This is a genomic window from Mesorhizobium sp. B2-7-1 (assembly GCF_006440735.1).
Taxonomy (GTDB): domain Bacteria; phylum Pseudomonadota; class Alphaproteobacteria; order Rhizobiales; family Rhizobiaceae; genus Mesorhizobium.
Window position 1 is genome coordinate 1 of the sequence record NZ_VFUA01000156.1, and the last position, 11,881, is coordinate 11,881.

The 11,881-nt window shown below is 64.9% G+C and carries 12 protein-coding genes; 3 read left to right on the plus strand and 9 right to left on the minus strand.

Annotated features, from left to right (window positions below):
* A partial coding sequence (locus FJ471_RS32565; protein ID WP_140809708.1) for a LysR substrate-binding domain-containing protein occupies positions 1–822 on the minus strand: 822 nt, incomplete at its 3' end.
* Between the two features lie 111 nt (positions 823–933).
* Here FJ471_RS32565 and FJ471_RS32570 point away from each other — a divergent pair.
* Positions 934–1,344 carry a 4-oxalocrotonate tautomerase family protein gene (locus tag FJ471_RS32570; RefSeq protein WP_140809710.1) on the plus strand — a complete coding sequence of 137 codons (411 nt, stop codon included), beginning with the start codon at positions 934–936 and terminating at the stop codon, positions 1,342–1,344.
* Between the two features lie 33 nt (positions 1,345–1,377).
* Here FJ471_RS32570 and FJ471_RS32575 read toward each other — a convergent pair whose 3' ends face one another.
* A complete protein-coding gene (locus FJ471_RS32575; protein ID WP_140809712.1) occupies positions 1,378–1,884 on the minus strand; it encodes an RES domain-containing protein in 507 nt (168 codons plus the stop codon).
* Positions 1,881–2,366 (minus strand): antitoxin Xre/MbcA/ParS toxin-binding domain-containing protein, encoded by a 486-nt coding sequence (locus FJ471_RS32580; RefSeq protein WP_140809714.1) that lies wholly within the window; start codon positions 2,364–2,366, stop codon positions 1,881–1,883. Before FJ471_RS32580 ends, FJ471_RS32575 begins: the two co-directional genes overlap by 4 nt.
* A 167-nt stretch (positions 2,367–2,533) precedes the next feature.
* Here FJ471_RS32580 and FJ471_RS32585 point away from each other — a divergent pair, with 167 nt between their 5' ends.
* The gene (locus tag FJ471_RS32585; protein ID WP_140809716.1) at positions 2,534–4,756 is read left to right on the plus strand and encodes an AMP-binding protein; all 2,223 of its coding nucleotides are present in this window, start codon (positions 2,534–2,536) and stop codon (positions 4,754–4,756) included.
* A 177-nt stretch (positions 4,757–4,933) separates the two neighbouring features.
* Here FJ471_RS32585 and FJ471_RS32590 read toward each other — a convergent pair whose 3' ends face one another.
* The 6 genes from FJ471_RS32590 to FJ471_RS32615 form a co-directional block, all read right to left on the minus strand.
* On the minus strand, positions 4,934–5,677 hold the full coding sequence (locus FJ471_RS32590) for a phosphatidylcholine/phosphatidylserine synthase (RefSeq protein WP_246684892.1): 744 nt from the start codon (positions 5,675–5,677) through the stop codon (positions 4,934–4,936).
* A gap of 75 nt (positions 5,678–5,752) precedes the next feature.
* Positions 5,753–6,490: a phosphatidylserine decarboxylase gene (locus FJ471_RS32595; protein ID WP_281408552.1), complete on the minus strand. Its 738-nt coding sequence runs from the start codon at positions 6,488–6,490 to the stop codon at positions 5,753–5,755.
* A 169-nt stretch (positions 6,491–6,659) separates the two neighbouring features.
* On the minus strand, positions 6,660–7,001 hold the full coding sequence (locus FJ471_RS32600) for an antibiotic biosynthesis monooxygenase (protein WP_181179906.1): 342 nt from the start codon (positions 6,999–7,001) through the stop codon (positions 6,660–6,662).
* A 196-nt stretch (positions 7,002–7,197) separates the two neighbouring features.
* Complete coding sequence (locus FJ471_RS32605) at positions 7,198–9,081, minus strand: ABC transporter ATP-binding protein/permease (protein ID WP_140809724.1); 1,884 nt, start codon at positions 9,079–9,081, stop codon at positions 7,198–7,200.
* Complete coding sequence (locus FJ471_RS32610; protein WP_224668814.1) at positions 9,081–9,374, minus strand: metalloregulator ArsR/SmtB family transcription factor; 294 nt, start codon at positions 9,372–9,374, stop codon at positions 9,081–9,083. Before FJ471_RS32610 ends, FJ471_RS32605 begins: the two co-directional genes overlap by 1 nt.
* A 146-nt stretch (positions 9,375–9,520) precedes the next feature.
* On the minus strand, positions 9,521–11,050 hold the full coding sequence (locus FJ471_RS32615) for a LysM peptidoglycan-binding domain-containing protein (RefSeq protein ID WP_140809728.1): 1,530 nt from the start codon (positions 11,048–11,050) through the stop codon (positions 9,521–9,523).
* A gap of 120 nt (positions 11,051–11,170) precedes the next feature.
* On the opposite strand from FJ471_RS32615, the gene FJ471_RS32620 reads away from it, so the two are divergent.
* Positions 11,171–11,782, plus strand: a complete 612-nt coding sequence (locus FJ471_RS32620; RefSeq protein ID WP_140809730.1) for a TIGR00730 family Rossman fold protein — start codon at positions 11,171–11,173, stop codon at positions 11,780–11,782.
* Positions 11,783–11,881 lie beyond the last annotated feature (99 nt).

Genomic DNA, 11,881 nt, shown 5'->3' on the forward strand with positions numbered 1-11,881 from the left:
GAGCCGTGTCGGATCGCAGGCGATGAACACACCGACGAAGCCGATGAACACCGCCAGCCAGCGTAGCAGCGGCGGGAGGTCGAAATCGGCGGACGCCTCGACGATGCCGGAATGGGCGAAACGCCGGGTTCGCGGCGTCAGCGCGATGCCGGCATCGACCGCGGCACGCAGGCCGGCGAGGCTGGCGCTGCCGGCGGCGATGCGGTAGCGGCGGCCGGCGGCGTCAAGCGCATTGAGCGCGGCCTCGCGGAAGCCGCAATAGGGATCGAGCAGCGCCAGTGGCACGGCTTCCTGCCGCGTCGCCAGGCCTTTTTCCGAGCAAAGCCACAGCATCGGCTCGCTGATCAGCGCCGCTTCGTCCGGCGATGCCGCATGGCGCATGGTGATCGCGAGGTCCAACTGACCCGCCTGCAGGGCCGACCCGAGCTCCAGGGAGCGGCCGACGCGCAGCTCGATCCGGACGCGCGGATGGCTGACGGCGAAGGCCCTGAGCAGGTCCGGCAGGCCTTGGTCGGCAAAGTCCTGCGTCGTGCCGATGGCGATGCGGCCACCGGCGCGCGCGCCTTTCAGCGCCAGCCACGCCTCGGTGTGGACGGCAAGGATGCGCCTCGCATGGCCGACAAGATCCTCGCCGGCCGGCGTCAGCCCGCGTCCCCTGCCCTGCGGGATGAGCAGCGGTTCACCGACGATCTCTTCCAGCCGCTGCATCTGCGCGGTCACCGCCGATGGCGTGCGGCCGACCGTGGACGCGGCTTTGGCAAGCGAGCCGCCATCGACGAAAGCGAGGAAGGTTTTCAAAAGGTCGGGATCGAGCGTTTCCATACTTCGATAATATCGAAGCAATTATCAAAAACAATTCGATTTTTTTGACGAATGGACGAGCCCATATCTCTCCCATCGAAAGCGCGACGCGCGAAGCCAAAGGAGAGAAAAATGCCGATCATCAACATCAGCGTCACCGGCAAGCCCGATGCCAAGCTGTCCGCGGCAATCGCCAAGGAGGCAACCGACATCACCGCCAAGCTGTTGCACAAGGATCCGACGATCACCGCCGTCGCGGTCAATTACATCGACCCGCGGCACTGGTTCGCCGGCGGCAAGTCGCTTGCGGAGCATGGCACCAACACATTCTGGCTCGACATCAAGGTCGTCGACGGCACCAACACCAAGCTCGAGCTCGAAGCCTATCTGAAGGCGATCTTCGAGGCTCTCGGCCGGTTGCTGGGCGGCGTGCATGAGGAAAGCTATGCGCTTGTGCACGAGGTGCCGGCGGCGGCCTATGGCTTTGGCGGCAAGAGCCAGGAGTTCCGCTTCATCAGCGGGAGGCTGAAGGCGGCGGCGTAGGCTTTTGCGCGCCTTCGCTGTCTCCGAGGGACGCTATCCCGCAGGAGGATGAAGCCTCGTATCAAGCGCGAAATCCTCCTGGAGACGCGGCCTGTAAAGGCCGGCCGTCCGGCCAGGATCGAACACAAGGTTCCAACTGTGCTGGGATACCGCGCTCGGAATGAGAAAGAAGGGATGCCTGGCAAGCAGACTGTCGCCGAACCTCTGCTGTCCCGCGCCGGGAATGCCGGGACGCAGCCAGTTGGCGTTCGGAATATCGTCCTTTTCCACGACGTGAATCTTCGACGGATCGGTGATGTCTAATGCCGTCAGCACGTGAGGAACGATATCGAGCGTGCGAAATCCCTTGTGGACCGCCACCTCCAGAATGGCGGTCGATGGGTCGATGGACGCGTACACGGCCCTGACCCCTTTGCTGTTCCACCTTCCTCCGAGTTTGAAGGCTCCTTCGCCGCTGTCCCAGCTTGCCTGGAAACGTTTGTGATCAAGCCTCCAGCCAAGAACGTCGCCTGTTCCGAGAGAACCCGGCAAAGGCGTCACGCGTAGACACCGTAGTCGAGCCGCTCCAGGAATTCCTGTACTAGGATGGTGCCCGCCGCCGTGGCCAAAAGATCGATCGGCCGCCGGTTGTCCAAGCCCATGGCGGGCTCAATCATCCATTTTTCGGCTGCTTCCTGGTTTCCCAGAACGGATGTGGCCTTGGTGAGAGCCCTGGCGAAATTCCATGTCCTTGAGCCTTGTTCCCGATTGAGCGTCCTGGAGTGATCCGACTTGTGCCGCTGAAATGTCCGCTCGCTCATGCCGAATGCCGCCTCGAAGGCATCTGCATCAATGACGGTCAGCTGCCTGACAAGGCTTTCCAGGGCCTGGCTTGGAATTCCATGCAGGATCATTTCATGGGCCTCGAGCGGGCTGGATACCGAGGATCCAAGAACCTTCGGCCCGCCTAACAGATCGACCAGCCGTTCGAACTCGGGCTCCATGTGCGGCGCCTCGGCAAACCCCGTTGGGAAACTGGCCATGTTATTTCTCCGTCACGTGTCGCTTTATTTACGACATGTGTCGAAGTTTTTCAAGTGGCGATCGAAGCGCTGTATCGGCCCGCATTGACCTTGCCCCCACTTCCGCTACCCTCTGCCACCGAAGCGGCCGCCCAAGAGCCGCGCCGAGGAGACTGGGAGAGAGCGGCATGATCCTGACCCTGGCGCTGCTGGCGGGCCTTGTCCTTGCCTGGCTGCTGATCGCGGTGATCGAAAGGTTCCGGCTCGACCTGCGCTTCACCCAGGCGCTGCTCTATGTGCCGTTCAAGCTCGCCTGGCGCATCGCCGACAATCGCATCCGCATTGCCCGCAGCGCCAAGACGCCGGTGATCTATGTGGTCTCGCACCAGTCGCGCATCGAGCCGGCGCTGATGCTGTCGCTGCTTCCCGACGACACGCTGCATATCCTGGACGAGGCCTCGGCGCGCTCGCCCTGGCTGGAGCCGTGGCGCGAGCTTGCTCGCACGATTGCCTTCAATGCCGAGCATGTCTTCGTCAGCCGGCGGCTGGTGCGCGTGCTGAAGGGCAAGGGGCGGCTCGCCGTCTACCTGCCCGACAATGTCGAGCCGGACGTCAAATCCTTCCGACTGTTTCGCGCCATCACCCGCATCGCCATGCAGGCCGACGCCCGCATCGTGCCGATCTTCGTCGCCGGCACGCGCGACCTGCCGGTGTCGCTGACGCCGAAGGAGAAGGCGCCGCGCCACTGGTTCCCGCGGCTGTCGGTAAGCGTGCTGGAGCCGATGACTGTCGCCGAGCTGGTGGCGCGCAACCCCGACATGGCTTCCAACACCAACGCGCTGTTCGACCGGTTCGCCGAGGCACGGCTCTACGGCACCAATCTCGACCGCGGCCTGTTCCTCGCCATGCGGGACGCGGCCGATCGCGTCGGCCCCTCGCATCCGATCATCGAGGACGTGATTTCCGGCTCCCTCAGCTATCGCAAGCTGTTCATCGGCGCGCGCGTGCTCGGCCGTCATTTCGAGACGGTGACGGCGCCGGGCGAAGCGGTCGGCGTGCTGTTGCCCAACGCCAATGGCGTGGTACTCACCTTCGTTGGGCTGATCTCCGCGGGCCGTGTGGCGGCGATGATCAACTACACCGCCGGTCCTGCGAGCGTGACCGCGGCGGTCCGCACCGCCGTGATCCGCACCGTGATCTCGTCCCGCGCCTTCATCGAGAAGGCCGCCATCGACGACATCGTCGCCGCGGTCGAAGCGGGCGGCGCCAAGATGCTGTGGCTGGAAGATGTGCGCGCCAGCGTGACGACCCTGGACAAGGTCGCCGCCGCGCTTCTGTGGCGTTTCCCGCTGCAGCGGCAGCAAGCCTCGAAGCCAGCCGTCATCCTGTTCACCTCCGGCTCGGAAGGCACGCCGAAGGCGGTCGTGCTGTCGAACCGCAACCTGCTTGCCAATGTCATGCAGGCCGAGGCGCGCGTCTCCGTCTCGCCGGCCGACATCCTGCTCAACGTGCTGCCGGTGTTCCATTCCTTCGGGCTGACCGGCGGCACCATCCTGCCGCTGGTGCTGGGGATAAAGTTGTTCCTCTACCCCTCGCCGCTGCACTACAAGATCATTCCGGAGATCGCCCGCAAGGTGAAGCCGACGGTGATGTTCGGCACCGACACCTTCCTCGCCAATTACGCGCGCACCGCCAAGGATGGCGACTTCTCCAGCCTGCGCTTCGTCGTGGCCGGCGCCGAAGCGGTGAAGCCGGAAACGCGGCGCACCTATCGCGACCGTTTCCAGGCCTCGATCGTCGAAGGTTTCGGCCTGACCGAGGCCGCGCCCGTGGTGGCGGTAAACACCGCCATCCATGGCCGCGACGGTACGGTCGGGCGGCCGTTGCCGGCCATCCGCATGAAGCTGGAGCCGGTCGAAGGCATCGCCGAGGGCGGCCGGCTGTGGCTCGACGGTCCCAACATGATGATGGGCTACATGACCGCCGACCGACCCGGCGAATTGCAGCCGCTGGAGGGCTGGCACGACACCGGCGACATCGTCTCGATCGACCGCGAAGGCTTCATCAGCATCCGCGGGCGGGCAAAGCGCTTCGCCAAGATCGCCGGCGAGATGGTGTCGCTGGGCGCTGTCGAGATGCTGGTGCAATCGCTGTGGCCGGAAGAGCGTCACGCGGCGGTGGCTGTGCCTGACAAGAGACGCGGCGAGCGTATCGTGCTGGTCACTACCGCCGGTGACGCCAACCCGGAAGAGCTGCGCCAGTTCGGCAAGAAGGCCGGCGCGGCCGAGTTGATGGTGCCCAACGACATCATCAAGGTGGACGAGATCCCGGTGCTGGGCTCGGGCAAGACGGATTACATCTCGGCGCGCAAGCTGGCGATCGATCGGTTGGGGCTGAGTGCGGCGGCATAGGCGCCGCGCTATCTCCCTCCTTGGGGGGGGCAAACATTTTCCTGCATTTGCGAGCGGGCTTGTCCCCGAGCAAGTGCTTGGAAAATGCCAGAGAGGGGATTTCGTAGAGTGCGGCCGCTTTTCTCGTCGAGCGCCCAACTTTCCTAGTCGGCGCTTTTCCCCTCACTTGCGATGGCGCTACCCGATATCCGAAGGTGGCACCTTTTCCCCTTCCAGCTTCGCCCGCTTCGAATAGGCGCGCACCGAGAACGGCAGGAAGAACAGATAGCCGGCGACCGAAGCGGTCAGCGTGTACCAGGGATAGGTCATCAGCAAGAGGACGTAGAGGACGACGCCGAGGATCACCGGCAGCACCCTGTCGCCCGGCACCTTGACGCTCTTGCCGGAATAGACCGGCAGGCGGCTAACCAGGAGGAAGGCGATGAGCACGGTGAAGCCGGTGGCGACGAAAGCGGCCGGCCGGGTGGGCTCCAGCCCGAGCCGCAGGAAATAGAGATAGAGCGGCAGCATGACCAGCACAGCACCGGCAGGGGCTGGCACGCCGACGAAATATTCGGTCTGCCATGCCGGCTGGTCGGTGTCGTCGGCCAGCACGTTGAAGCGGGCAAGCCGCATGCCGCAGGCGATGGTGAACAGAAGTGCGGCGATCCAGCCCGGCGAGCCGGCGCGATCGAGCAGGAAGGCATAAAGCACCAGGGCCGGCGCCACACCGAAATTGACGATGTCGGCCAGCGAATCCATCTGCGCGCCGAATTTCGAGGTGGCTTTCAGCATGCGCGCCAGCCGCCCGTCGATGCCGTCAAGGAAGGCGGCGAGCAGCACCATGACCACCGCGATCTCGAAGCGGTTCTCGAAGGCGAAGCGAATGCCCGAGAGGCCGGCGCAGATGGCAAGCACCGTGACCAGATTGGGCAGCACCATGCGCATCGGGATCTCGCGGATGCGCGGACCGCCGCTGGCATGGGCCTCGAATTTTTTGAACGGCGCGCCCAACGCTCAGGAAACCCTGACCAATGGGGTGACCGCCGTGCCGCCGAATTCGGCAAGCACGGTCTCGCCGCCGACCGCCGTCTGGCCGACCGCGACGCGCGGCACGGCGTTCGACGGCAGGAAGACGTCGACGCGCGAGCCGAAGCGGATCAGGCCGAAACGTTCGCCAATGGCGATCGAGCCGCCGGCCTCGGCCCAGCAGACGATGCGGCGCGCCACCAGTCCGGCGATCTGCACGGCGGCAATGGTGCCGTTCGGGCTGTCGATGACGAGGCCGTTGCGCTCGTTCTCGGCGCTTGCCTTGTCGAGCTCGGCATTGAGGAATTTTCCGGGCTTATGCTCGATGCGCGTGATCCGGCCGCGCACCGGGGCGCGGTTGATGTGGCAGGAAAACACGTTCATGAACACCGAGATGCGGGTCATCTCGCCCGAGCCCAGGCCAAGCTCGCTCGGCGGCACGGCAGGCCCGACCGCCGAGACCACGCCATCGGCCGGGCTCACCACCAGACGGTCATCGACTGGCGTGACGCGCTCGGGATCGCGGTAGAAATAGACGCACCATGCGGTGAGGATCAGCCCGATCCAGAACAGGATCGAGGAGAAATAGCCGAGAAACAGCGTCGCCGCGGCGAAGGCGGCGATGAAGGGGTAGCCTTCGCGATGGATCGGGACGAACGTGTTCTTGACCGAGTCGAGAAGCGTCATAGGGCTGGGGGCGGTCCCTGTTTCAGGTTGCGCCTCAATAGCCGAAAGCCCCCCTCGCCGCAACGCAACAATATCCAGCGTGATCCCGATCCCTGCTCACGCTGGCGGGACAGCGCCCCCCTCTGTCCTGCCGGACATCTCCCCCACTTGGGGGGGATTGGCTGCCGCGCCCGCTTTCGCCAATCTTCAGCCCGGCAGGATATAGGCCTTACATCTCCGGCACGCGCTGGTAGTTGGCGATGTCGGCCTTGACGCCGAGGCGCGCGATGGTTTCCTGCGCGCTGAAGGCGATGCGTTCGTGCGCTGCCTTGACGATCGGCACCACCTTGTCGACCGCGGCCTGGCTTTCCCATTCGACCACGGTGACGATGTTGAACTCGCCCGGGCCAGAGAATTGCTCGAGCAGGAAATCCTGCACGAAGCCTTCCTGCTGACGCAGCAGTTCATGCGTCATCCTGGCCTTGCTGAGGATTTCGTCGCGCGCTGCCGCCGGCACGACGAATTTGTCGACCCGGAACACGCTGCCGGTGCGGTGGTTTTTGGTGGTCATTTTCATCCATCTCCGATTGAAAGGGTTGCCTGGCAGGCAGCTCGGAGAGGGTTTGCAAGCTCAAGATAGGTTGAGGTCAAGGGGGATTTTGCCCTTCCCTTCTCTCCTTGTGGGAGAAGGTGGATCCGCGCGTAGCGCCTCATCCGTCGCCTTCGGCGACACCTTCTCCCACAAGGGGGAGAAGGGGAAGTCGGCGCTAGCTAACCTCCGAAGTCCTTCTCCTCACGATAACACCAAGCTCGTCGCTTTCGCGGGCGATGCGCAGGCGCTCCTCGGCTTCGGTCGCCTCGCGCTGGCGGTCCCACATCGAGGCGTAGAGGCCATGCTTGGCGAGCAGCGCCGCATGTGTGCCGCGCTCTGCGATCTGGCCGTCCTTCAGCACGATGATCTCGTCGGCCGAGATCACCGTCGACAGCCGGTGGGCGATCACGATGGTGGTGCGGCCCTTGCTGACGAGGTCGAGGGCGGCCTGGATTTCCTGCTCGGTATGGCTGTCCAGCGCCGAGGTCGCTTCGTCCAGCATCAGGATCGGCGGCGCCTTGAGGATGGTGCGGGCGATCGCCACGCGCTGCTTCTCGCCGCCGGAAAGCTTCAGGCCGCGCTCGCCGACCATCGAGCGGTAGCCTTCGGGCAGCTTCTCGATGAACGGGCCGATCTGGGCGAGCTCGGCCGCCTTTCGCACCTCGTCCTCGCTTGCGCCGACGCGGCCGTAGCGGATGTTGTAGGCGATCGTGTCGTTGAAGAGCACCGTGTCCTGCGGCACCATGCCGAGCATGGCGCGCAGGCTCTCCTGGGTGACATCGCGGATATCCTGGCCGTCGATCAGCACCTGGCCGCCCTGCACGTCGTAGAAGCGGAACAAAAGCCTGGAAATGGTCGACTTGCCGGCGCCGGACGGGCCGACGATCGCCACCGTCTTGCCCGCCGGCACCTCGAAGGAGACGCCCTTCAGGATCTTGCGGTTTGGATCGTAGGAGAAATGCACGTCGCTGAACTCGACCTTCCCGGCGCTGACCTTGAGCGGCCTGGCGTCCGGCTTGTCGACGATCTCCTGCGGCACGTCGAGCAGGTCGAACATGTGCTCGATGTCGGTCAGGCCTTGCCTTATTTCGCGGTAGATGAAGCCGATGAAGTTGAGCGGCACCGAAAGCTGGATCAGCATGGCATTGATGAAGACGAAGTCGCCGACGGTCTGCGTGCCGGCCTGCACTTCCAGCGCCGACATGCACATGACGATGACGGTGCCCAGGCCAAAGATCAGCCCTTGGCCGAAGTTCAGCCAGCCGAGCGAGGTCCAAGTCTTGGTCGCGGCGATCTCATAGCGCGCCATCGAGCGGTCGAAGCGCTCGGCCTCCATGCGCTCATTGGTGAAATATTTGACCGTCTCGAAGTTGAGCAAAGAGTCGATCGCCTTGGTGTTGGCGTCGGTGTCGCTGTCGTTCATGTCGCGGCGGATCGAGATGCGCCAGTCACTCGCCCTGACAGTGAACCAGACATAGACGGTGACGGTGGCGGCGACCACGGCGACATATTTCCAGCCATAGGTGAAGGCAAAGATGCCGGCCGTCAGCGCGAATTCGAGGATGGTCGGCGCCGTGTTCAGCATGATGAAGCGCACGATCGTCTCGATGCCCTTGGTGCCGCGCTCGATGATGCGCGACAGGCCGCCGGTGCGGCGCTCGAGATGGAAGCGCAGCGACAGCTGATGCATGTGGACGAAGGTGCGGTAGGCGAGCTGGCGCACCGCATATTGCCCGACGCGGGCGAACAGCGCGTCGCGCAGCTGGTTGAAGCCGAGCTGGATCAGGCGCAGCACATTGTAGGCGATGACCAGCATCACCGGCGCCAGCAGGAAGGCCGGCAGCGGCGGCGGCGTCTTCGCGGCGTGCGCGAGCGCGTCCGTCGCCCATTTGAAGAAATAAGGACCGGCGACCAGGGTGACCTTGGCGACGACCAGAAGCAGCGTCGCCCAGGTGACGCGGGCTCTGAGATCGGCACGCTCGGCCGGCCACATATAGGGCCAGAGGTTGCGCAGGGTCGTGAGGGTGTCGGCTTCGGCGGATACGGTTTTTTCGGCCACTAGTCTTGCCTTTTGGATGAATGGCTGGGGCAGCAGGAGTCGACGAGTTCGGTGAGCGAGGCGGAGACGCCGGCGAGCGCGGCATGGTCGACGGCATAGCGCGAGCGCTGCCGATCGGCCTCGAAGCGGACCAGCCCCGCCTCGACCAGCACTTTCAGATGCTGCGAGACGGTCGACTGGGCAAGGTCGAGATGATCGACCACCTCACGGCACGAGCAGCAACGGCTGGCCGAGAGGCGTTTCAGGATCTCGATGCGCGCCGGATGCGAGAGCGCCGCCAGGCGAATGGCCATGGCGTGGCTGTTATTGCTGCATCGCTTTTCTGGGGATTCGTCCATCGTGCATCGGCGATAGACGATGGACGATGCGAGGGCAAGCTAGGCGGATGGGTAGAGAGCTAATCTCCCCCACAAGGGGGGAGATCAGCTAATCGCGGCCCCTACTCCGTCTTCGCCGGCGCGGCTGTCATCTGCTCGCCCATGGCCTTCATATCGGCAGCTTCGCCTTCCTTCGAAGTCGAAGGCACCTTGAACACCTGGCCCGGCCAGATGCGGTCGGGATCGCGGATCTGGTCCTTGTTGGCGAGATAGATGGTCGAGTAGCGCACGCCGTGGCCGTAGACGCGGCGCGAGATGCGCCAGAGCGTGTCGTTGCGGCGGATGATGACGGCGCCGTCGGCATGTTCAAGCTTCGGCGCGACCGTCTCGGGCACGTCGGTCGAAGGCGTCGCCTCGGCGACCTTGGCGGGAGCCTCGGCGGCGGCAGCGGGCTTGGCCGCATCGGCAGTCGCTGTCTCGGTCGTGGTTTCGGCAGGATTGGCCTCCGCGGTGGCCGGGGCCTCAGCCGGCTGCGTGGCGTCAGCGGTCTTGGTATCCGCCGGCTTGGCCTCGCCGGTCTTGGTTTCATTCGGGGCGACGGCGGCGATCGACTCGCCGGGCTCGCGTTCGAACGGCACGGCGGCGCGGGCGACGACCTTGACGCCGTCATCGTCCAGCCCGTCGACATGGATGGTGTAGTTACCGACCGGGATATCGCGCGTCGCCTCGATCAGGAAATGGCCGGCGGGCGAGGTTTTTGCATCGCCGAGCAGGATGGCATCGGCATAGGCGCGCACCTTGCGGCCCGGGTCGGCGGTGCCTGCGACGAAGACCTTGCTGCCGTCGATCTCGACCGCCTCGACTGCGATCTTGGGCTCCACCGCCGCGGCCGCTGCCGGCGCGGTCGCCGGGGCCTGGTCGGTGGCGGTGGGCGTTGTCGCCGGAGCTGCCGTCGCCTGATCGGTCGCGGCCGGCGCTGCCGGCTTGGTCTCGGCCTCAGGAACGGTGATCAGCTGCGAGGCCTTGCCCGGTTCCTCGACCATGGCCAACACCTGGCCGGTCGGGCTCTGCGGCACCGAGACGACGGCGGTCTGGGCCGAGGCGACGGCAGTGCCGCCAACCGTCTGGCGCAGCGTGATCGTGTAGTCGCCCGGCTTCAGCGGGTCGTCGAGCACGATGGCGAAGGCGCCATCGGGGCCGGAATCGGTCGAGCCGAGCACGGTACCGCCATTCAGGATCTCGACCTTGGCGTTGGGCGCGGCGCTGCCGGCGACGACGATCGAGCCGTTGCCTTCGACGCGCACGACATCGAAGGTCGGCAATGTCGGGCCGGCTGCGGCGGCAGGCGATTGAGCGGCCGGGGCCGTCGCATTGTTTGCCGATGCCATTGCGTTGGCCGGCGCCATGGCGTTGTTCGCCGGTGCCATCTTGTTGGCCGGAGCCATCGTGTTGGCCGGAGCCTGGGGCACCCGCGCCTCAGTGCTCGTGCTTGAGGATTCAGCCGGCTTCGTGCCGGTTTGCGGCAGCGCTGCGATCTGCGCCGGCTTCTGGTTGAGATACGGATCGAGCGCGCCCGATACGTAGGCGGTCCCGGCCACGGCTACCGAGCCGCCAGCCGCGAACAGAAACGCCTTCAATGGATTGACAGCCATAACTCTTTATTGCCCCCTTAGCCACCTAACGCCCGGTCTAGCGTGTTTTCTCCATGCTCACAAGAAAAAGCCCGTCCGCGGGCTTGACCGCGCCAACCGTCCCCATCACCAATCATCGACATGAACACGATTCGATCCGTCTGCGTCTATTGCGGCTCGTCTCCGGGCCGCGACGAGGCCTATATCAAGGCCGGCCACACACTCGGCCGCTCGCTTGCCAAATCCGGTTTGCGCCTGATCTATGGCGGCGGCACCAAGGGTATCATGGGCGCCGTCGCCGATGGCGCGCTCAAGGCCGGTGGCAAGGTCACCGGCATCATCCCGCGCTTCCTGATCAACAAGGAGGCGACCGAGACCGCGCTCGACAAGCTCGACGAACTCTTGATCACCGACAACATGCACGAGCGCAAGCACAGCATGTTCGAAAAATCCGACGCCTTTGTGGCGCTGCCGGGCGGCATCGGCACGGTGGAGGAAATCGTCGAGATCATGACCTGGGCCCAACTCGGCCACCACCGCAAGCCGATGGTCTTCGCCAACATCAAGGGTTTCTGGGATCCGATGCTGGCGCTGATCGAGCACATGTCGGCCGAAGGCTTCATCCATACCGCGCATCGCGTGAAGCCGCTGGTGGTCGACGACCCGGAGGCGATCGTCGCCGCGATCATGGTGGCCGGCTCGTCGGTCGACGCGCCGACGGAAGGGGTCCGGTCGGTGATCGATAAAATGTAGGGAATAGGCAGTAGGCTATAGAAGTGGACTGCACCCCTGTTGTGAGACAGGGAATAGGTGACAGCGTTAGCGTTAGGCCGCACGGGGCTGCTGCGCAGC